This is a genomic window from Paenibacillus tundrae, from assembly GCF_036884255.1.
In the GTDB taxonomy this organism is placed as follows: Bacteria; Bacillota; Bacilli; order Paenibacillales; family Paenibacillaceae; genus Paenibacillus.
In genome coordinates this window covers 5,093,425-5,115,330 of the sequence record NZ_CP145605.1, presented here as the reverse complement: position 1 = coordinate 5,115,330, position 21,906 = coordinate 5,093,425, and the positions used below count along the sequence as shown (strand labels likewise).

At 45.3% G+C, this 21,906-nt stretch carries 14 protein-coding genes and 1 tRNA gene; 13 read left to right on the top strand and 2 right to left on the bottom strand.

What is annotated here, in order from left to right:
• Nucleotides 1-133: 133 nt before the first annotated feature.
• Nucleotides 134-4,171: a S8 family serine peptidase gene (locus V6W81_RS22975; protein WP_338540482.1), complete on the top strand. Its 4,038-nt coding sequence runs from the start codon at nt 134-136 to the stop codon at nt 4,169-4,171.
• Nucleotides 4,172-4,382: 211 nt separating this feature from the next.
• Here the strand turns inward: V6W81_RS22975 and V6W81_RS22970 are convergent, their stop codons facing one another.
• Both V6W81_RS22970 and V6W81_RS22965 read right to left on the bottom strand, forming a co-directional pair.
• Nucleotides 4,383-5,612: a CynX/NimT family MFS transporter gene (locus V6W81_RS22970; protein ID WP_338540481.1), complete on the bottom strand. Its 1,230-nt coding sequence runs from the start codon at nt 5,610-5,612 to the stop codon at nt 4,383-4,385.
• A 561-nt stretch (nt 5,613-6,173) separates the two neighbouring features.
• Nucleotides 6,174-6,247: transfer RNA gene (locus tag V6W81_RS22965), tRNA-Arg, on the bottom strand.
• 360 nt (nt 6,248-6,607) lie between these two features.
• Between V6W81_RS22965 and V6W81_RS22960 the strand changes: the two genes are divergently transcribed.
• From V6W81_RS22960 to hemC, 12 genes are all read left to right on the top strand, one after another.
• On the top strand, nt 6,608-7,540 hold the full coding sequence (locus V6W81_RS22960) for a hypothetical protein (protein WP_145049980.1): 933 nt from the start codon (nt 6,608-6,610) through the stop codon (nt 7,538-7,540).
• 138 nt (nt 7,541-7,678) lie between these two features.
• A complete protein-coding gene (gene tig / locus V6W81_RS22955; RefSeq protein WP_145049889.1) occupies nt 7,679-9,019 on the top strand; it encodes a trigger factor in 1,341 nt (446 codons plus the stop codon).
• A gap of 374 nt (nt 9,020-9,393) precedes the next feature.
• Complete coding sequence (clpP, locus tag V6W81_RS22950; protein WP_056698043.1) at nt 9,394-9,984, top strand: ATP-dependent Clp endopeptidase proteolytic subunit ClpP; 591 nt, start codon at nt 9,394-9,396, stop codon at nt 9,982-9,984.
• 12 nt (nt 9,985-9,996) lie between these two features.
• On the top strand, nt 9,997-11,250 hold the full coding sequence (clpX, locus tag V6W81_RS22945; protein WP_145049891.1) for an ATP-dependent protease ATP-binding subunit ClpX: 1,254 nt from the start codon (nt 9,997-9,999) through the stop codon (nt 11,248-11,250).
• Nucleotides 11,251-11,372: 122 nt separating this feature from the next.
• Nucleotides 11,373-12,470, top strand: a complete 1,098-nt coding sequence (gene ispG / locus V6W81_RS22940; RefSeq protein ID WP_056698037.1) for a flavodoxin-dependent (E)-4-hydroxy-3-methylbut-2-enyl-diphosphate synthase — start codon at nt 11,373-11,375, stop codon at nt 12,468-12,470.
• A gap of 214 nt (nt 12,471-12,684) precedes the next feature.
• The gene (gene lonB / locus V6W81_RS22935; RefSeq protein WP_338540480.1) at nt 12,685-14,442 is read left to right on the top strand and encodes an ATP-dependent protease LonB; all 1,758 of its coding nucleotides are present in this window, start codon (nt 12,685-12,687) and stop codon (nt 14,440-14,442) included.
• Between the two features lie 86 nt (nt 14,443-14,528).
• Nucleotides 14,529-16,868, top strand: a complete 2,340-nt coding sequence (lon, locus tag V6W81_RS22930) for an endopeptidase La (RefSeq protein ID WP_145049893.1) — start codon at nt 14,529-14,531, stop codon at nt 16,866-16,868.
• A 149-nt stretch (nt 16,869-17,017) separates the two neighbouring features.
• Nucleotides 17,018-17,653 carry a ribosome biogenesis GTP-binding protein YihA/YsxC gene (yihA, locus tag V6W81_RS22925; RefSeq protein ID WP_145049895.1) on the top strand — a complete coding sequence of 212 codons (636 nt, stop codon included), beginning with the start codon at nt 17,018-17,020 and terminating at the stop codon, nt 17,651-17,653.
• 407 nt (nt 17,654-18,060) lie between these two features.
• Nucleotides 18,061-19,449, top strand: coding sequence for a glutamyl-tRNA reductase (gene hemA / locus V6W81_RS22920; protein WP_056698023.1), 1,389 nt, complete (start codon nt 18,061-18,063; stop codon nt 19,447-19,449).
• A 14-nt stretch (nt 19,450-19,463) separates the two neighbouring features.
• The gene (gene ccsA / locus V6W81_RS22915) at nt 19,464-20,291 is read left to right on the top strand and encodes a cytochrome c biogenesis protein CcsA (protein ID WP_056698020.1); all 828 of its coding nucleotides are present in this window, start codon (nt 19,464-19,466) and stop codon (nt 20,289-20,291) included.
• A 5-nt stretch (nt 20,292-20,296) separates the two neighbouring features.
• Nucleotides 20,297-20,947 (top strand): precorrin-2 dehydrogenase/sirohydrochlorin ferrochelatase family protein, encoded by a 651-nt coding sequence (locus V6W81_RS22910; RefSeq protein ID WP_338540479.1) that lies wholly within the window; start codon nt 20,297-20,299, stop codon nt 20,945-20,947.
• Between the two features lie 2 nt (nt 20,948-20,949).
• Nucleotides 20,950-21,906 carry a hydroxymethylbilane synthase gene (hemC, locus tag V6W81_RS22905; protein WP_145049899.1) on the top strand — a complete coding sequence of 319 codons (957 nt, stop codon included), beginning with the start codon at nt 20,950-20,952 and terminating at the stop codon, nt 21,904-21,906.

Below are 21,906 nucleotides of genomic sequence, written 5' to 3'. Positions count from 1 at the left end.
TGGTAGAATAATTTACCAAGGGTCAATCCTCTTGCAGATTGGAAGGTGAAATTGTCGCAGGTATTGCAGTGCTTGCTAGCGCAGGAACCCATCATTTGGTGAGGTATTCACATTATAAAGGAGGGGCATAGCCTTGAGTAAACGATTGATATCCATGTTATTAAGTGTTCTTATGATTTTTTCTATTATTCTACCAGCGGCTGGAGCCGCTCCGGCAGATTCAGTTGTTCTGCTTGAGAATATGCCAAGCAAGGCCGAAGCGAAACAGTGGAGAGATATTCTTACAGACCGAGAGGCTAGGCTTGCAGCGGATCCATTCTTGGATGAAAGCTTGGAAGGTCTGGGCGGAGAGAATACACGAGTCATCGTGGAGCTTTCTGATAAACCCGTCGCTGTAGCGCAAGGTGAATCAACCCTCGAAGGAAAATCTTTTACCTCCTCTATGGAAACAAAGGCTGTGACTCAAGTCGAGCAGCAACAACAGTCATTTGTACATAGCCTCACTCAGAAAAAAATCAAACATGAAGTATTGGAAAATTACGCATATGCCCTGAATGGTGTAGCCATTGAAGTAAAGGGAAACCAATTGGGACAATTGCTTCGCATACCTGGTGTAGTCAGTATTTATCCGGATCTGGAAGTTACACTGAGCCCGGAAACGGATGAAGTCAATCCGTATATGAAAGACACAGCTCCTTTTATCGGTGCCCCTGAAGTATGGGATCTCGGTTACAAGGGAAATGGCATCAAAGTTGGCGTGATTGATACAGGTATTGATTACGAGCACCCGAACCTGCAAGAAGCTTACAAGGGCGGATGGGATTTTGTAGACAATGATAATGATCCTTATGAAGCGACGTATCAAGAATGGAAAGTTTCGGGTCAACCTGAGTTCAATGCTAATGGAAGTGCTTATTATACCTCTCATGGTACGCACGTAGCGGGTACAATTGCAGCTCGTGAAGCAGGAGATTACGGTATTGTTGGCGTTGCTCCTGAAGCTGATGTGTATGCTTATCGTGTTCTCGGACCTTACGGCAGTGGTCAAACCTCATGGGTACTTGGGGGTATAGATCGCTCAGTTGAAGATGGCATGGACGTTATTAATCTCTCTTTGGGGAATTCAGCAAATGATCCAAGTTATGTTACATCAGTAGCTCTTAACAATGCGATGCTGTCTGGTGTTACAGCGGTAGTAGCAAGTGGTAACAGTGGACCTAACCGATATACACTCGGTTCCCCGGGTGCATCAGCTATAGCTATTACGGTTGGTAACTCTACTGGACCTAGCCAGCTAATTACAGCTAATACTCATTTCGCAATTGGCGAAGAAACGTTACCAGAACAACAACCTGAGTTAGAGCAGTCTCCAGAACTAGGAACAGCGCCTGGAACAGAAGTACCTGTCGTACAAGAACAAGACACTCAGACAACTACTCCTGAGGAAGAAGTGGTCGTGACTGCTCCTGAACAAGGTGGAGCAAGTGAGGAGTCAATAACTTCTGACGAAACGGTTTCTACTAATTCAGAGCCAGATGGAAGTGAAGCAGAAGCAACTGCTGATGTTGAGGCTTTGAACGAAGAAGACGTTGTTACAGAAAATAAGGATCAACCAGTTTCGCCTTCTACAACAGAAGAAGCTTCTACTGAAGCTGCTGCTCCAGTAGAAGAGGAGTCCGTTATTGCTCCGACTGACACGGAAATCGCTCCACTGGCTGTTACAGAATCCGTTTATCGTTTAGATCTGATGGGCTGGAGTCTGTCAGCGGATCCTGAATCAGTATTGACTGATGAATACAAGCTGGAATTCGCAGGACTTGGTAAACCGGCTGAGTTTGAAGGTAAGGATTTTACAGGAAAAGTGGCATTGATCCAACGTGGTGAGCTGGCATTTGTTGAGAAGATCGCTAATGCTAAAGCGGCAGGAGCCGTAGCTGTTATTGTATATAACAATATTCCCGGTCCAATCGGCGTAAGTCTGGGTGATAATTTTGAGCTTATTCCGACGCTGAGTATGACGAAGGAAGATGGAGAAGTTATTAAGGCAGCCCTAGATGGGGGACAACCCGTTGAAGTAAGCTTTAGTGATTTCGAACGTGATCAAACACCAGGCGATGAAATGAATTCATCCAGTTCCCGTGGTCCAGCGAAAGTAACTCTGGATATCAAGCCAGATATCGTTGCTCCGGGTACAAGTATTCTGTCCACAATTCCTGCTTACGGCAAAGACGAGCCTGATGCAGACTACACTCAAGCTTATGATCGTAAAACAGGTACAAGTATGGCTACACCGCACGTAGCAGGTCTTATTGCATTGCTGATTGAGAAACATCCAGATTGGACACCATTTGATATCAAAGTAGCACTTATGAACAATGGTAAAGTGCTCGATACCAATCAATTTGATGTGTTTGATCAAGGTGCAGGTCGTATTCAGGCTGTAAATACGATTGATCCCGTTGCACTGGTTAAAGTGCTGGATGTAACACAGTATACAGAGAGTGGCTCGCTTGTCGAAAAAGAAAATATCACCGGTAGCATTAATTACGGTAACTTTTTGAGAACAGATGAAAAGACAGTTACCAAAACGATTAAAGTTGAAGCACTGAACGGTAGTGGCGGTGATTACACAGTAAATGTTAATCCAACTCGTACGGTTCCGGGTGTATCGGTAGCTGTAGACAAGACTTCATTCACGCTGAATGGTGAGGAAGAGCTGGCAGTTACAATTACAGTTCCTCAAGGGGTTACTGCTGTAACTGAGGCGCAAGGATACATTGAACTATCGAATGGAACGAATACCTTTACAGTGCCTTATGTAGCTCATTTCAACGTTACGTTGAGTGGGGTTAAATACATTGAAACAGTAACCGGTGATGTGAAAAATCCATTCCATTATCCACTGAAGGCTGATGGAACATTAGACACACTTAATGTAGCCATGGAATTTTACAATCCAATGACGTTTGCGCTGATTGAAATCTATGATGGTCTGGATCCAGAGGGTGGATATTATGAGGATGGATACATTGGATCTATCTTTGGTAACTATTTCAACTTCAATGCCAATGCTAGATATAATCTAGCATGGAGTGGTAATTATTCAGATTATATTACCGACGAAGTGACTGAGATTCCGGATGGTCTGTATACGGTTGATATCACTGCACTCGGTGCTGATGGTAAGACTTATAAAGAAGATACACCTCCATTTTTGGTAAAGAAAACAGCTCCAATTGTAACGGCACCAGAAGCATTGGAATTTAAGCAAGATGAATCTGTTGTTATTAACGGTAGCGTAGAAGACTTGTATTTCCGAGTTGCACCTGCACTTGCGAATGGCTGGGACATTAATTTTGATCCAGCGGCTTCCTTGGAAGCTACGTATGTGGTGAAAAAGGAAGATGGTTCGATTGTTGTAGAGGATGGATTTGAAATACAGGCTGATGGTAGCTTCAATCTTACGTTGGAGGATAGCGCTGCAGGTGAATACACCGTTGAATTGACGGTTAAAGACCAACAAGGGCTTTCTGGTACAGCGACGACTACGCTGACCATTCAATCGACGGTGACTGAGCCGGAAACTCCTGCAAAAGGAGCACCTGGAACACCTGTATTGTCTCACAATAACGGTGGTGGCAACGGTCTTTTGGAAGGTACGTACACGGTTAGCATGAACTTGTGGTGGGGCGAGAACGCAACGAGCTACAAGTTATATGAAGATGGAGTTTTAATTGACACGCAAAAATTGACGTACAATGCTCCTTCGGCACAGTTCGCTCAGACGAAAATTACGGGTAAATCTAATGGCACATATACGTATGTAGCTGAGCTAACCAATGACAAGGGAACAACGCGGAGCCAGACGCTGACTGTACGGGTTGCAAATGCATCGCCAGGAAAAGCAGTTCTTTCCCAAGATAACTGGGACGGAGACGGCAACTATAAAGTAACGATGAACTTATGGTGGGGAACCAATGCCACTGAATACCGCCTTTATGAAAATGATGAGTTGATTGATACGCAAGAGCTCCAAGCGGCAACGCCTCAGGCTCAAAGCGCTGTAAGTGTACTGTCTGGTAAGGCATCAGGCACATATACGTATCGAGCAGAGCTGATCAACGCAGCTGGAGTGACCAGCACAGATACAATTACGGTTAAAGTGAAGTAAAGTTGATAACTTGAGAATGTATTGAAGTTGATAACTTGAGAATGTATTAATGAAGGAACTTGTATGTACTATAACGGCCCCCATCCCTTATTCGAGGATGGAGGCCGTTTTATTTATCATTCTACTGCATCATTTTACTGCAGAGAGAAGACAAAGCGTGCTTGTGGTTTAGTGGGTCATTGAGTCTAGCTATGATTCGTGTAATGGGAAACTAACCAATCATTCGATTCTTGCTAGCTTGAATGCCTGCGATTAACAGACCAACGGCAAGGACTACTTGAACTAATAATGGGAAAGTCCACCCTTTCGTCCAGTCATGAAGCATGCCTAGCAGTAATGGGCCAACTGCTGCCAGCATATATCCGAATGATTGAGCCATACCGGACAGATTGGCGGCTTGTCTTGCATCCTTTGTTCGAAGGACGAAGAACATGGTCACCAATCCAAACGAAGCACCAGCGCCTATTCCTGCCAATGTGACACCTATAGCCACTAGGGAAGAGACTCCGCTTAACAATAAGGCGTAACCAACAATTAACGATGAGCACGTTACTGTTGTCAGTATACGTTGATCTTGAGTTCTGCCGGCAAGGATTGGAACGATAAAGGTTACTGGTACGCTAACCATCTGCATAAGCGAAAGCATCCAGCCTGCTGATGTAGCACTGAAACCTTGCTCGGTGAGAATCTCTGGAAGCCAAGTAATTGTTGTATAAAATATTAAAGATTGTAGCCCCATAAACAAGGTAATATGCCAAGCTAGGGCAGAAGATCGGAGACGCACAGGTGTGCCTTCGCTCGAAGAAGCAACGTAGAGCTGGCGTTGGCGTCCCGCGGCAGCTTGTGGTAGCCACAGAAGGAGTGCTAGTAAGGATAACACTGCCCATATGCCTAACGAAGCACGCCAGCCCATAGAAGTTGCTCCGGCGATCGGTACGCTGATACCAGAAGAGATCGCGCCAAATATATTCATGGACACAGAGTACAACCCGGTCACGATCCCTACCCGGAGTGGAAAGTCACGTTTGATTAAACTCGGTAACAATACGTTGCTTAACGCGATGCCACACCCCAAAATACCAGTTCCAATGTATAAAGAAACAACCGAGGGTAACAGACGTAAAAGCACACCCATCGTTACAATGAGCACAGCGATCAGCAGTGCAGATTCTATTCCTAATCGTTTAGCTAGGCGGGGTGCGAATGGAGATACTGCTGCAAAAGCCAGCAAGGGAAGGGAGGTTAGAAGGCCTGCCAACGTATGTCCGATCCCCGTATCTGCCCGGATCATTTCTACAACGGGGCCTGTTGCTGTGATAGGGGAACGCATCGTTGCGGCTATAACGATAATGCCTACTAGCAATAAGCCGTATCTTTTGGATGCGGTGGAATGTTTAGTTTCGTCAGGTGTTGACGAGTGTTGTTGTGTTGAAGCTGACATAATTAGATCTCCTATTTTTCTCAAGAATGATAATTAATATGTATGGATTGTTACATATCCATTCGCCAAGCATAACACTTTGTGTCAAGTTAGAACAATCCAATTGGAAGAAAATCCATCCCCAGAACGCAAAAAAACTTCCCAAAGGAAGTTTTTCTTAATACGTCCCAGGAGGGATACTCTCCTTGCAGTCGAGACTGCGAAGTAGTGCTCCCGAAGCGTATGCACCGACGAACCAATGGGGTTCTCATCCCCAGAACGCAAAAAAACTTTTCAAAGGAAGTTTTTCTTAATACGTCCCAGGAGGGGTACTCTCCTTGCAGTCGAGACTGCGAAGTAGTGCTCCCGAAGCGTATGCTCGGACGAACCGTTGGGGTTCTCATCCCCTGAACGTAAAAAAAACTTCCCAAAGGAAGTTTTTCTTAATACGTCCCAGGAGGGATACTCTCCTTGCAGTCGAGACTGCGAAGTAGTGCTATCGAAGCATATGCTCCGACGAACCGTTGGGGTTCTCATCCCCAGAACGTAAAAAAAACTTCCCAAAGGAAGTTTTTCTTAGTACGTCCCAGGAGGGATTCGAACCCCCGACCGACGGCTTAGAAGGCCGTTGCTCTATCCTGCTGAGCTACTGAGACATGAAATTTTTCAAGCAAAAATTATTTTATCATAAATAATGATGAATATCAAACATTTTATTAACGTATTATTTTTGTATATGAAATTTGGCGTGCAATGTGTTTTTTTCATTATAATTCAGGTTATGTTAGAATATCAGGAGAACTCAGAAAATAGATCGCTTTTTGCTTAATATACGAGCCTTTTGCAACACATGCTAAGCGTTTTTCGATGAGCACGGTGTAGTTCAAGGTGATTCAGTTCGTCTGGATTTTGATTCCGTGAACTCCATAACAGAACAATCGAGTGATGCAAAATGTGGATACATCTATTTATCATCGTTTCCATATGAAAAATCAAAAAATAGAGGAGGTGCTCTTATTAAGGAATCCACGACCCCGGAAACCGAGCACAGTAATAATATTGTGCTGTTTCCCAAAACGTTGGACTATTACCAGATTCAATTGACGGTGATGCTGGAAAATGAACGGTATGGTGAAGCCATCTCACTGCTCCGTTTTTTGTTGCAATGTCAGGGACAGGAAGAACGGCATTATGATGAATGGCGAGCTTTGCTTGAATGGCTTCAGGCTGCTTTCCCTCATTATGGTGAAGAATCTCCAGTCATTGGAGAGGTGCGGGAAGAAGAGGAAATCAGCGAAGAGGATATGGCACGTCAGCATGCTAAGTCCAAGCTGGAGCAGGATGATGGTTATGCTGATAAGCTGCTTCGGACAGTTATGGAAGAACCACTTTCTGAACAAACGATGTTAGCACTGGAACAACTCGCCTATCTTGATCTTCCGGAGATTGACGACGCACTAACAAGCTGGTTGAAAGATAAGTCACTTCATCCGTTGCTACAATTCCGTGTATTGCAGACTTTGCGGCGTCGCGGTGCTCATGGTGAAGTCATATTTACCAGAAATGAGGAGCAGGTCGAAGTGGAGATTGACACGGTACCTCTGCGACCAGAAGAGTTTCCGCTTCAGATTGTCCGTATTCTGGAAAGGGTAGCGGATCAGACGGAGGTTCATGAACCGACGCTATTTTACTTTGCCCAGGAATTGTGGATACAATTTGTCATGGCGGTGTATGGTACTCGTGATTATGCATCCATGCTGGAGGAAAATGATTCCATGACGGACATTTGGGCTGCGGCATTACATATGACTGTTGCGGATAGTTTGAGCGGCACACATAATGAAGAAGATACGCGTTCTATGTATGCCGTGACGGGATCTATGCGGTTCCGTTTAGAGCAAGCATATCGTTCGATGAAACAGTTTGTTTCTGCCGGTTTGGACGGCTAAAAAGGGCGGGAAACGTTTTCCTCAAACGGCATCAAGGGATTCCCCTTGAAAAAGAATGTAATCTTGTTTATACTAAAATGGTTATTTTGTACGTGATCGCCTACGTGAACATGTGAATTTTGGAGGGGAAAGTATACAATGAAAGCAACTTGGGAAAAGATAGAGAAGAACCTTGGGGTTCTTGAAGTTGAAGTGGGTGCAGATCGTGTAACTGAAGCACTCGACAAAGCTTTTAATAAAGTAGTTAAACAAGCGAATGTACCTGGATTCCGTAAAGGTAAAGTACCACGTCCAATCTTTGAAGCTCGTTTTGGTGTGGAAAGCTTGTATCAAGAAGCGATTGACATCTTGCTTCCTGAAGCATACACAGAAGCTATCGATCAAACGGATATCTTCCCAGTTGATCGTCCTGATGTAGATATCGAGCAATTCGCTAAAGGACAAGCATTCAAGTTCAAAGCGAAAGTAACAGTTAAACCAGAAGTTACACTGGGCGACTACAAAGGTATTGAAGTTGCTGTAGCTAAAGGTGAAGTTACAGAGCAAGAAGTAACAGAAGAGCTTGAGCGTCTCCAACAACGTCACGCAGAACTTACTGTAGTTGACGAAGGTGCTGCTCAAAACGGCGATGTTGCTGTAATCGACTTCGACGGTTCTGTTGATGGTGTACCTTTCGAAGGTGGACAAGCAGAGCGTTATTCCTTGGAACTGGGTTCCAACACATTCATCCCAGGATTTGAAGAGCAAGTTGTGGGTCTGTCCACAGGCGACTTCAAAGACGTTGAAGTAACTTTCCCAGAGAGCTACCATGCAGCTGAACTGGCTGGCAAACAAGCGGTATTCAAAGTGAAAGTACACGAAATCAAACGTAAACAGCTTCCAGAATTGGATGATGAGTTTGCTAAAGATGTGAGCGAATTCGATACACTTGAAGAATACAAAGCTGATCTTAAAACACAATTGGAATCCCGCAAAGCGGATGAGTTCAAAGGTGCACAAGAAAACGCAGTTGTAGAAAAAGTGGCTGAAAACGCTGAAGTGGACATCCCTTCTGCAATGGTTGATAGCGAAGTACAGAACATGATGCGCGATTTCGACAACCGTCTTCGCAACCAAGGTATGAACCTTGAGATGTTCCTGAGCTTCTCCGGTCAGACTCAAGCTGATCTGAGAGCACAAATGCAAGAAGATGCTTCTAAACGTGTTCGCAACAACCTGGTTCTCGAAGCTGTAGGTAAAGCGGAAAACATCGAAGTATCTGACGAAGAAGTGAATCAAGAACTCGAGAAAATGGCTGAATCTTACAAACGTCCAGTTGAAGAGATTCGTGGTATTCTCGAAGGTAATGGTTCCCTCGACAGCCTTCGTGATGAAGTTAAACTGCGCAAAACGATTGATGTTCTCGTTGAGAACAGCACAGTGGTTGAGCCAGTTGAAGCTCCAGCTGAAGAAGCTGCTGCAGAATCTGCCGAAAAATAAGACAAGCTGTTATTCATGAACAGTTGAATAAACGATAAGGCACGTGAGTCATTGCGTGCCTTATTTTTAAATTATGACATCCATTTTATAGAAAAATGATTAATAAACTGGATAGTTAACATATTCATAATGCTTTTATGGCATACTTACCTATGTGCTTAATGCAAATAAAAAATGGTTAAACGGCATAGGATTGCTTCGATTTGCACATACATAGAAAACATGGTTAAATATGATCAGGTTATAAAGTAAACAAACCTATGCTATACACGACCTGTGAGAAATGACATTGGAACAGGAACGTGATAGAATGAATTTGGGTTTGCTTTACAAATAGCCTATGTCTAATTACATGTAGAAAAGAGGTTGGTCTCATGAGTCTGGTGCCAATGGTTGTAGAACAAACCAATCGAGGCGAGCGGTCTTACGATATATATTCCCGTTTGCTGAAGGATCGCATTATTTTTCTAACCAGTGCGATTGATGACGATGTAGCCAATCTTGTCATAGCTCAGCTTTTGTTTTTGGCAGCGGACGATCCTGAAAAGGACATCAGCTTGTACATTAACTCACCTGGTGGTTCTGTTACTGCAGGGATGGGTATATACGATACGATGCAATATATCAAGCCGGATGTATCTACCATCTGCGTAGGAATGGCAGCAAGTATGGGTTCGTTATTGCTGACAGCCGGCGCACCTGGCAAGAGATATGCGCTGACGAACAGTGAAGTAATGATTCATCAGCCGCTCGGCGGCATTCAAGGACAGGCTGCGGATATTAAGATACACGCAGAATGGATTATTAAAACACGTCAGAAACTGAATCAAATATACGTCGATCGTACAGGTCAGTCCCTTGAGAAAATTGAGCGGGATACAGACCGTGACTTTTTCATGAGTGCTGAAGAGGCCAAGACGTACGGCATTATTGACCAGGTGCTCAGTAGACCGATCAATTCCTAAAGGGGTGGTTTCATGTTTAAATTTAACGATGAGAAAGGGCAACTGAAATGCTCTTTTTGCGGTAAATCTCAGGAACAGGTGCGTAAACTGGTCGCTGGACCAGGCGTCTACATTTGTGATGAATGTATCGAATTGTGCACCGAGATCGTTGAGGAAGAATTGGGTCATGATGAAGAAATCGACCTGAAAGATATTCCGAAACCGAAAGAAATTCGTGGAATTCTGGATCAATATGTTATTGGACAGGAACAAGCGAAGAAGTCGTTGTCTGTTGCGGTGTATAATCACTACAAACGGATCAACACCCAAAGCAAAATTGAAGATGTTGAGTTGTCGAAGAGTAACATTTTGCTGTTAGGCCCTACGGGTTCCGGTAAAACATTACTTGCGCAAACGATGGCCAAAATTCTCAATGTTCCATTTGCGATTGCAGACGCAACGTCCTTGACGGAAGCAGGTTATGTTGGTGAAGACGTTGAGAATATCCTTCTCAAGCTGATCCAAGCTGCTGACTATGATGTTGAAAAAGCAGAGCGCGGCATTATTTATATCGATGAGATTGATAAAGTTGCTCGTAAATCCGAGAATCCTTCTATCACACGTGATGTTTCGGGTGAAGGTGTTCAGCAAGCGTTGCTGAAAATTTTGGAAGGAACGGTTGCTTCAGTACCACCACAAGGTGGGCGTAAGCATCCACATCAAGAATTCATCCAGATTGATACAACGAATATTCTGTTCATCTGCGGTGGTGCATTTGATGGATTGGAACAAATGATCAAACGCCGTATTGGTAAAAAAGTCATTGGTTTCAATACAGTCGCTGAGCAAAAGGATCTGAAACCAGGCGAATATCTCGGCATGGTATTGCCAGAAGATTTGCTGAAATTCGGTCTGATTCCAGAGTTCGTAGGTCGTCTGCCAGTAATCTCCACGTTGGAGCCGCTGGATGAAGATACGTTGGTACGGATTCTTTCCGAACCAAAAAATGCACTTACGAAGCAATATCAAAAATTGCTTGAGCTGGACAATGTTAACTTGGTGTTTGAACCAGGGGCATTGCTCGCCATTGCAAAAGAAGCTATTAAACGTAACACAGGCGCGCGTGGATTGCGTGCAATCATTGAGGGCATCATGCTAGAAATCATGTATGAAGTGCCTTCACGTGAGGATGTTACCAACTGTGTAATCACGGAAGAAGTCGTTGAGAAAAGAGTTGTGCCTGAACTCGGCCAATCTAAGGACGATAAGCAGGAAGAAAGCGCCTAATTCAGGTGACGTATTCCAGTAAGCTCTGAAATATAGACTTGTCAGTCCTCCACTTTGGCAGAAGACGAATTTGATGTCTCTGTCAGGGTGGAGATTTGACGTTGTGGGGAGAGAAATCACTCATGTATTTAAGACAAGATACACGTCCCGTAAAAGTGGGGAACTTAACGATTGGTGGCAATAATGATGTCATAATCCAGAGTATGTGTACAACGAAAACGGCAGACGTTGAGGCAACCGTGGCAGAGATTCTTCGACTTGAGGAAGCAGGCTGTCAGGTGGTTCGTGTAACAGTAAATAATGAAGAAGCTGCAGCGGCGATCAAAGAGATCAAGAAACGCATTAACATTCCGCTAGTAGCAGATATTCATTTTAACTATAAGCTCGCTCTTCTGGCGATTGAGAACGGTATTGATAAAGTACGGATTAATCCGGGGAATATCGGTAAACGTGCGAAAGTCGAAGAGGTTGTAAAAGCTTGTAAAGCACGTGGAATCCCTATTCGAATTGGGGTAAATGCGGGATCATTAGAGAACCATTTGCTAGATAAGTATGGGTATCCTACGGCTGATGCTATGGTAGAAAGTGCATTGTATCACATTGGTATTTTGGAAGAGCTGGATTTCCATGATATTATTGTTTCCCTCAAAGCATCGGATGTACCAATGGCAATTGAAGCATACTCTAAAGCTGCTCAGATTATTAAATATCCGTTGCATCTGGGAATTACTGAGGCAGGTACATTGTTCTCGGGTACGATCAAAAGTTCCGCAGGTATGGGCGCTCTGTTATCCATGGGAATTGGTTCGACAATGAGAATTTCACTGAGTGCAGACCCGGTAGAAGAAATTAAAGTAGCACGTGATTTGCTCAAAACCTTTGGGCTGATTTCGAATGCAGCGACATTGATTTCCTGCCCAACATGCGGTCGTTTGGATATTGATCTGTTCTCCATCGCTAACGAAGTCGAAGAGTACATTTCCAAGCTCAAGGTGCCAATCAAGGTATCCGTGCTCGGCTGTGCGGTTAACGGCCCAGGTGAAGCGAAGGAAGCCGATATCGGCATCGCAGGTGCTAGAGGCGAAGGTCTATTGTTCCGACATGGTAAGATGATTCGTAAAGTGCCGGAAGAAACGATGGTTGAAGAATTGAAAAAAGAAATCGATAAAATTGTGGAATCCTATGAAGCTACAGGTGTCATTCCTGGTCGCTCGCACTAATTATTTTATACAAAGGTTGTTACCAGAATCGTTTCTCGGTCTGTGAACTCACCTTAATATATTACGGAGAAAGCCCGTCAGCCATGACGGGCTTTTTGTGTATTTCATGACAGAAATTCTGAATTCCCCGTTTACGTCTCCGCGAAAAGGTCATACTACCAAGTATTAGCATGATCACATATGAATAGGAGACAGAATAGGAGGATGTTGAGACATGGGTGATTTTGGAATGGTCTTCATGTTGATTCAGTTATTTTTTGGTGTGGTGATAGGCCTATATTTCTGGAACCTGCTAAGGGGTCAGAAAACGAACCGTAGTGCGGTTGAGCGTGAGTCACGCAAAGAGCTGGAGAAATTGCGCAAGCTGCGCTCCATCTCGCTAACTAAGCCACTTGCGGAGAAGACTCGTCCAACCACGATTAACGATATTGTCGGACAAAAAGATGGGCTGCGCGCACTAAAAGCGGCATTATGTAGTGCTAATCCGCAGCATGTTATTATTTACGGCCCTCCCGGAGTTGGGAAAACAGCAGCCGCGAGGGTGGTTTTGGAAGAAGCTAAGAAAAATCCAACTTCTCCGTTTAAACCAGACGCAAAATTCACGGAGCTGGATGCGACAACAGCGCGTTTTGATGAACGAGGTATTGCTGACCCGTTGATTGGCTCGGTGCATGATCCGATCTATCAGGGTGCAGGTGCAATGGGAGTAGCCGGTATTCCTCAACCTAAGCCTGGAGCTGTAACAAAGGCGCATGGAGGAATGCTTTTTATTGATGAGATTGGTGAATTGCATTCTATTCAAATGAATAAACTGTTGAAAGTGCTTGAAGACCGCAAGGTCTTTTTGGAGAGTGCGTACTATAACTCAGAAGACACGCATACTCCTGCTTATATCCACGATATTTTTCAAAATGGCTTACCGGCCGATTTTCGTCTGGTTGGAGCGACAACCCGTTCACCTCATGAGCTACCGCCAGCTTTGCGTTCGCGTTGTATGGAAGTGTATTTCCGCTCGTTATTGCCAGAGGAGATTGGAGAAATTGCCAAGGACGCGGTACAGAAAATTGGCTTTAGCCCTTGTCCGGAAGCCGTGGAGGTAGTTAAGCGGTATGCAACGAATGGTCGTGAGGCGGTTAATATCATACAGTTAGCAGCGGGACTGGCATTAACTGAAAAGCGTGAAACGCTTCAAGCTTCTGATGTGGAGTGGGTGGCAGGCAGTAGTCAGATTCAACCACGTCCAGATCGTAAGGTGCCATCGCGACCACAGGTTGGATTTGTGAATGGGCTGGCTGTGTATGGGCCGAATATGGGCACACTCCTCGAAATTGAAGTATCTGCTGTACCTGTGCATAAGGACCAAGGTGTAATTAATATTACAGGCGTTGTGGATGAGGAAGAGATTGGAGGCGGTTCACGCACGCTCCGGCGAAAAAGTATGGCCAGAGGTTCTGTTGAGAACGTCATAACTGTCCTGAAAGCGATGGGTCTTCGTCCAACGGATTATGACTTGCATATCAACTTTCCGGGAGGCACGCCGATTGATGGTCCGTCTGCAGGGATCGCGATGGCAACTGCGATTACCTCAGCGATTCAGGGACGTCCTGTTGATCATGAGACGGCGATGACGGGTGAAGTTAGTATTCATGGACGCGTGAAGCCTATTGGCGGTGTATTGGCTAAAGTGGAGGCGGCCTTTCAGGCAGGAGCGAAGACCGTGATCATTCCCGCGGAGAACTGGCAATCCATTTTTGAAAATTTGGAGGGCTTACGGGTCGTTGCAGTAGATACGGTTGAAGATGTATTTCGTGAAGTTTTCGCGTGGGTTCCAGATATACAATCAGCGGAGCAGGCACAGCTTGTTGAAGAATCTCCAGTTCCGGCAACCGAGATTTTTCCACCAGCCTCAGCAACATTTTTGCGTGCGGATGTGCCTCGTCCCGGGCGAGTTACGGATTCGGGAAGCTGCTAAGCGCTTCCCTTCATTGGTTTTTTATGTGAACATTTGATAGAATAATGAATGACTACAACCTGAGAGCCATTGGAGGTGCGAAAGCGATGGGACCGAGCAAAGCGAAAGGTCGTCGTTTTCCTTTACTGCCTTTAAGAGGACTTCTCGTCTACCCGAGTATGGTACTGCATCTCGATGTGGGCCGGGAGAAATCGGTCAAGGCTTTAGAAAAAGCGATGGTAGAGGAACATTTGATTCTCCTATGTTCTCAAGCCGAAGTAAATATTGAGGAACCAACACAAGAAGATATTTTCAGAATCGGAACCGTGGCCAAGGTCAGACAGATGCTGAAGCTTCCTAACGGTACGATTCGTGTACTCGTAGAAGGCTTGGAACGGGCTGAAATCATTGAATATATGGACAACGAGGAATATTACGAGGTGCTGGCGCAGGAGCTGCCTGAGGAGGAGAATAACCATCCAGAGACGGATGCTCTGATGCGGACTGTTCTCAACCAGTTTGAAAATTATATTAATCTGTCCAAAAAAGTGACACCCGAGACACTGGCAGCCGTGTCTGATATTGAAGAGCCTGGTCGGTTGGCGGATGTCATTACGAGTCATTTGTCTCTGAAGATTAAGGATAAGCAGGAGATTCTAGAGACGGTGGACGTGCGTGAGCGCTTGGAGAAACTTCTCGATATTCTTAATAATGAACGTGAAGTGCTGGAGCTTGAACGCAAAATCAGTCAACGTGTGAAAAAGCAGATGGAGAAAACCCAGAAGGAATATTATCTGCGTGAGCAAATGAAGGCGATTCAGAAAGAACTAGGTGAAAAAGAAGGCCGTGCGGGTGAAGTTGAAGAACTTCGCAATCAGATGGAGGCTCTTGATCTGCCTGAGAAAGTGAAGGAAAAGGTAGAAAAAGAAATTGATCGCTTAGAGAAAATGCCTGCAAGCTCTGCTGAGGGTGGAGTGATCCGTAACTATGTGGATTGGCTGCTGGCTCTACCATGGAGCCAAATGACGGAGGATGACCTCGATATTCAAAAGGCCGAGGATGTCCTGAATGCCGATCACTATGGTTTGGAAAAGCCTAAAGAACGCGTGCTTGAATACTTGGCTGTGCAAAAGCTTGTGAAAAAGCTCAAAGGGCCGATTCTATGCCTTGTTGGGCCGCCAGGGGTAGGTAAAACATCCCTTGCTCGCTCGATTGCCAGATCGCTGGGACGAGAGTTCGTTCGAATCTCACTTGGTGGTGTACGGGATGAAGCTGAGATTCGTGGACATCGCCGGACGTATGTTGGGGCGATGCCAGGACGTATTATTCAAGGGATGAAGACAGCAGGGTCGCTTAATCCTGTGTTCCTGCTGGACGAGATTGACAAAATGGCCTCTGACTTCCGTGGAGATCCTTCCGCAGCGTTGCTAGAGGTGCTTGACCCAGAACAGAACAATACGTTTAGTGATCATTTTGTAGAATTGCCGTTTGACTTATCTAACGTCATGTTTATTACAACGGCTAATACTGTACACAGTATCCCTCGTCCGCTTCTAGATCGGATGGAGATGCTAAATATTCCTGGATACACGGAGCTGGAGAAGCTGCAGATTGCCAAAAACTATCTGTTGCCGAAGCAGAAGCAAGATCACGGTCTGCAAGAGGATCAGTTGAATGTTGGAGACGACAGCTTACTTCGTGTCATTCGTGAATATACACGTGAGTCCGGTGTACGGAATCTGGAGCAACAGATGGCATCCTTATGCCGTAAGGCAGCTAAGAATATCGTATCTGGAGTAGAAGGTCAGATTAATATTTCAGCAGATGAAGTGAAGGATTATCTTGGTCCAGGCAAGTTCCGCTATGGAATGGCTGAACTGGAAGATCAGATCGGTACAGTGACTGGACTCGCTTGGACTGAGGTAGGCGGAGATACCCTTGTTATTGAAGTAACCGTTGTGCCTGGATCAGGCAAACTAACGCTGACAGGTAAATTGGGAGATGTCATGAAGGAATCGGCTCAGGCAGCTTTCAGTTATACTCGCTCCAAAGCGGCTCAACTGGGGATTGCATCCGACTTCCATGAGAAAAATGACATTCACATCCATGTACCGGAAGGGGCTATTCCGAAGGATGGACCGTCTGCCGGGATCACAATGGCAACAGCATTGATCTCTGCACTCACGAACAAACATGTATCGAAAGACATTGCCATGACTGGAGAGATTACACTCCGTGGTCGTGTATTGCCAATTGGTGGTCTGAAAGAGAAATCACTCGCAGCTCACCGTGCAGGCTACAAAAAAATATTATTGCCCAAAGATAATGAGAGGGACTTACGAGACATTCCAGACAGCATCAAGGAAGATGTGGAATTTGTCCCGGTTGCCCATATGGATCAGGTGTTAGAGCACGCACTTGTAGAGCAGGCAGGAATTCACCTGTAATCCATATCTAAGGGAGCGTATGAAGAATAAACCGTTTTGCGGAGGCTTCGGCGTCCGCATGAACGGTTTTTTTGGTATGATAGAACAACAAACCATGGCATAATACCTTCAGTACGTTCTACAGGAGATCAAGAGAGGAAAGATATATCATGAAAGTAAACCAATCCGAATTTATAATCAGTGCCGTTCGGCCTGAACAATACCCAGATGACGGTTTGCCAGAGATTGCTCTGGCGGGACGTTCCAATGTGGGGAAGTCATCCCTTATCAACCGTTTGATCAGTCGTAAAAATTTGGCGCGGACAAGTTCTACGCCGGGTAAGACGCAGCAACTCAACTACTATAAAATTAATCAGGATCTCTACTTCGTCGATTTCCCAGGTTACGGGTATGCTAAGGTATCCAAAGAGCAACGTTTTGCCTGGGGTAAAATGATGGAGAAGTATCTGCTGCAGCGTAAGGAATTGAAGCTTGTTATGCAGATGGTTGATATCCGTCATGAGCCTTCCAAGGATGACAAGATGATGAACGAGTGGCTGCGCCATCATGGACTTCCTCTTGTTGTTGTGGCAACCAAGCTGGATAAGATTCCAAAAACACGTCGACCAAAACATATTAAGATCATCAAAGAAGGACTGGGTCTTCGTTCGGGGGATCTCTTTGTAGCATTTTCATCAGAAGAAGGAATAGGCAAAGACGAATTATGGGAGATCATCTCTCGTCATGCGGCTGTAGGCAAGTATGCACCTGTGGATCCTGAACTCGAAGAGAACAACGAAGCTTAATGGGTGACGGGCGATCATACCTTCTCGGCAACATGGATGAAGCGAACTGCATTTACAGTTAACTAATAGAACATAGAGATTGGCCGGGTGTGTTGATGGTAAGCACAACCGCGTATCAATCTTAGTCTAGATAGTCATGGAATTATTCCATGGCTATTTGTTTTAGTAACGGATTATAATATGGAAATCTACGAAATAGAATCGTAACGCATAACGGCGAAGATTGGTGAGACACTACAATATATGACAATGCATAAGATGATTTACATGTGAATTTCATAAACATTTCATAAAAATCCCCCGGCCCTGGACATGATGTGTGATATAATTAACCATGTCCGTTATAGATGGATGTATATATGTAGAAAACACTTTGATTGGAAATTTATTAGGCAGGTGAACTTGCAATGCACATCGTTGTTGTTGGTTTGAATTATCGCACGGCGCCTGTAGAGATTAGGGAACGATTCACATTTGCAGAAAAGGATTTGTCCGAAGCGCTGCAGCAGCTCAAGCTGACCAAGAGTGTATTGGAAGGTGTAATCGTGGCCACATGCAACCGTACAGAATTGTATGTTGTGGTAGACCGTCTGCACATGTGTGGTTATTTCATTCGTACGTTTATGGAACAATGGTTTAATGTTCCGCGAGAAGAATTTACGCAACACTTATATATATATGAAGATGATACAGCGATCCGTCATTTGTTCCGGGTGATTTGCGGATTGGATTCGATGGTCATTGGAGAAACGCAGATTCTCGGACAGGTGAAACAGGCTTTTCTCACTGCACAGCAAGAGAAAGCGACTGGAACTTGGTTTAATATGCTGTTCAAACAGGCGGTTACCTTAGGTAAACGAGCGCATTCAGAGACGTCGATTGGCGAGAGTGCGGTGTCTGTCAGTTATGCAGCAGTAGAGCTAGGCAAGCGGATTTTTGGGATGTTCACGGATAAGAAGGTTCTCATTCTGGGAGCTGGTAAGATGAGTGAACTGACCGTCAAACATCTGTACGCCAATGGTGCTTCCGAAGTAATCGTTGCTAACCGTACACTTGCACGGGCAGAGGAACTTGCAGCGAAGTTTCGAGGAACGCCGTGCACGATGGAAAGAGCACTAGAGAGATTGAATGAAGTGGATATTGTTATTAGTTCCACTGGGGCTGATCGATATGTATTGGATGCCTCCGTTGTTCGCGATAGCATGAAGCGTCGGCAGTCGCGCCCACTGTTCTTGATTGATATTGCAGTTCCGCGTGATATTGATCCGGCAATTGGTGAGATCTCTAATGTATTCCTCTATGATATTGATGATCTAGAGGGAATCGTGGAGAGCAACCTGGAGATGCGTAAAGTCGAAGCGGCCAAGATTGAGAAAATGATTGAACTGGAGATGGAAGACTACTATCACTGGCTCAAAACATTAGGTGTTCGCCCTGTCATCCGTGCTTTGCAGGAGAAGGGTGCATCGATTCATGAAGAGACAATGGAAAGTTTGTTCAACAAGTTGCCAGAGCTTGATGAACATCAACGCAAAGTAATCCGTCGCCTGACCAAAAGCATCGTCAATCAAATGACGACTGATCCGATTAATCGAATCAAGGAAATGGCCGGTACGAAGCATGGTGATGAAGCTTTGAACATGTTCACTCAAATTTTTGCCTTGGAGGATGCAGTGGAGACGGCCGCGGAGAAAGTAAATCAAAGCGACGCCTCGGCTTTACGCAAACCAGCCGCTGTTCATCTTAACGACAACCGGCAAGATGCTATGCCGGCTTATGTCCCGGCAGGCGTATAAGGCGGGTGGGCAGCTTGACCCTCGCTGAACAAATTTACGAAGCTCTAATTTACTTGTATGCCCTGAGCCTTCTGTTCTATTTCTCGGACTGCATTCGACGCAATGCGGGGGCGAAGCGAACGGGCACAGGGTTTCTTGTAGTTGTACTTCTGCTGCAGATCGCGCATGTAATTATGCGAATGTGGGAAGAAGGACATTTTCCGATCTATACAACGTTTGACTTTTTATTTTTATTTTCATTCAGCATTGTACTGATGTCATTAGTGATGACGCGTGTACAGCGTTCGGAGTTCGCCATTTTGCTACTGAATGTTGTAGGATTCTCGGTTACCGTGCTAAACCGGTTGTGGTTTACAGCCGGAGAGATTTCTTTGCACAATTGGCAGACCGTGCATGGGTTGCTGATTATGCATATTACACTAGCGAATCTAGGCTTTGCTGCTCTGACGGTAGGAACGGTATTTGCTCTGTTATATCTGTTTTTGCATCGTAAGCTGAAGAACAAGAAATGGAATGATACCGTACGGCGTATGCCTAGTCTTGAAGTGATCGGCAAATATATGGACGGAGCAACGTTAATTGGAACCCCACTGTTAGGTGTTTCGGTGATGTTGGCGGTATTATCAATTGTTGCGGAGACACGTTGGAGTTTACTTTTGGATCTTAAAGTGATTGCGACATTTCTGGCGATAGCGATATATGTAGGATACTTTGTTGCGAAGCAACGTAAACAATTTTCCATGATCATTATGGCGAGATGGACATTGATTGGTTATGCCTTAGTCATTATCAGTTTTTTATCCAATGCGTATTCAGCGTTTCATCGTTGGACGGGAGAGTGAATCCTATGGATCGGTACACCCCGATATATGTGAATACTTCAGGCAAAATGTGTTGTATCATTGGCGGCGGCCGTGTCGCTGCACGTAAAATTAAAGGTCTGCTCCATGCGGAGGCGCATATCAAAGTGATAAGTCCGGACATCACAGCCGAGCTGAAACAACTGCATCAAGATTCCCGATTGGAGTGGATAGACCGGTCCTACCGCAAAGGTGATTTGCGGGGGGCCTTTCTCGTATATGCGGCGACGAACCAGGTTGAAGTTAACACGGCTGTAGTCCAAGAGGCGATGAATGAGGGCATACTGGTGAATGATGCCATTTCCTCATACAACAGCACATTTATTACTCCCAGTGTCGTGAGACGGGGAAGATTGAGCATTGCCATCTCAACGGCTGGTGCAGGACCAGCGGCTGCTGCTGAGATACGTGCTGTACTGGAAGAGCAATTCGGAGATGAATACGAAACTTATATTGAATTCTTGCATCAGATGAGAGGCCAAGTGAAGGCTCGTGTCTCTTCCTCACATCAGCGCAGCATTTTACTTCGTCAATTGACGGAAATGAACGTACTTGAAGACATTCGCAGTGGACAATTTCGATGGTGGACAGAAGAACAAATCGGGGAATGGATATCCCGCAATCAGGAGGAAATATAGACATGCGTACAATTAAAGTTGGTAGTAGACAGAGCGCTCTTGCTTTAACCCAGACAGGTCATGTTATTAACGATTTACGCCAGATTTGTGAGCGGGAAGGATTAGCTTTTGATTTTGAAGTACATAAGATCGTGACAAAGGGAGATCTGATCCTCGATGTGACGCTGTCCAAAGTGGGAGGCAAAGGGCTGTTTGTAAAAGAAATTGAGCAGGCCATGTTAGATCACAAAATTGATATGGCTGTACACAGCATGAAGGACATGCCGTCCGAATTACCCGAGGGATTGATCAACGGAGCGGTGCCTCGTCGTGCTGATCCGCGCGATGCCTTGATCTCGAATGGAGGTCTCACACTGGATCAATTGCCAGAGGGGGCTAGAGTCGGAACAAGCAGCTTGCGTCGTTCCAGCCAGTTGAAAGCTTATCGTCCCGACCTTCAACTGGAGTCCTTGCGCGGTAACATCGATTCTCGTCTACGTAAACTGGAGACGGAAGGTTTGGATGCTATTATATTGGCTGCTGCTGGGCTATATCGTATGGGCTGGGAGGATCGCATTACAGAGTATCTGTCCGAGACGGCTTGTCTACCTGCTGTAGGTCAAGGTGCACTTGGCATCGAATGCCGTGAAGATGATGCAGAGCTGTTGCATTTATTACAACTGTATAATGATCCAGAAACGGCGGGGCCTGTTCTGGCGGAGCGTCGTTTCCTAAGCGTCTTGAATGGCGGTTGTCAGGTTCCGATTGGAGCGCATGCCGTATGGGTGCCGCAGGAAGATACGGATTCCCCGAATGGACAAAACAAGTTACAATTAACAGGTATGGTCGGTACGCCTGATGGCGGACTGATCCTTAAAGAAGCTCTGACCGGTAAAGATCCGGTTCGTCTAGGAGAAGAAGTCGCGTGGAGGCTAATTGAACGGGGAGCAGAGCAGATACTGGCAGAAGTTAGGGGATGA

Coding starts and splice junctions, on each gene's coding strand:
- V6W81_RS22970 (WP_338540481.1), bottom strand. CDS start 5,612: ATGTCAGCTTCAACACAACAACACTCGTCAACACCTGACGAAACTAAA.
- tig (WP_145049889.1), top strand. CDS start 7,679: ATGAAAGCAACTTGGGAAAAGATAGAGAAGAACCTTGGGGTTCTTGAA.
- clpP (WP_056698043.1), top strand. CDS start 9,394: ATGAGTCTGGTGCCAATGGTTGTAGAACAAACCAATCGAGGCGAGCGG.
- clpX (WP_145049891.1), top strand. CDS start 9,997: ATGTTTAAATTTAACGATGAGAAAGGGCAACTGAAATGCTCTTTTTGC.
- ispG (WP_056698037.1), top strand. CDS start 11,373: ATGTATTTAAGACAAGATACACGTCCCGTAAAAGTGGGGAACTTAACG.
- lonB (WP_338540480.1), top strand. CDS start 12,685: ATGGGTGATTTTGGAATGGTCTTCATGTTGATTCAGTTATTTTTTGGT.
- lon (WP_145049893.1), top strand. CDS start 14,529: ATGGGACCGAGCAAAGCGAAAGGTCGTCGTTTTCCTTTACTGCCTTTA.
- yihA (WP_145049895.1), top strand. CDS start 17,018: ATGAAAGTAAACCAATCCGAATTTATAATCAGTGCCGTTCGGCCTGAA.
- hemA (WP_056698023.1), top strand. CDS start 18,061: ATGCACATCGTTGTTGTTGGTTTGAATTATCGCACGGCGCCTGTAGAG.
- V6W81_RS22910 (WP_338540479.1), top strand. CDS start 20,297: ATGGATCGGTACACCCCGATATATGTGAATACTTCAGGCAAAATGTGT.
- hemC (WP_145049899.1), top strand. CDS start 20,950: ATGCGTACAATTAAAGTTGGTAGTAGACAGAGCGCTCTTGCTTTAACC.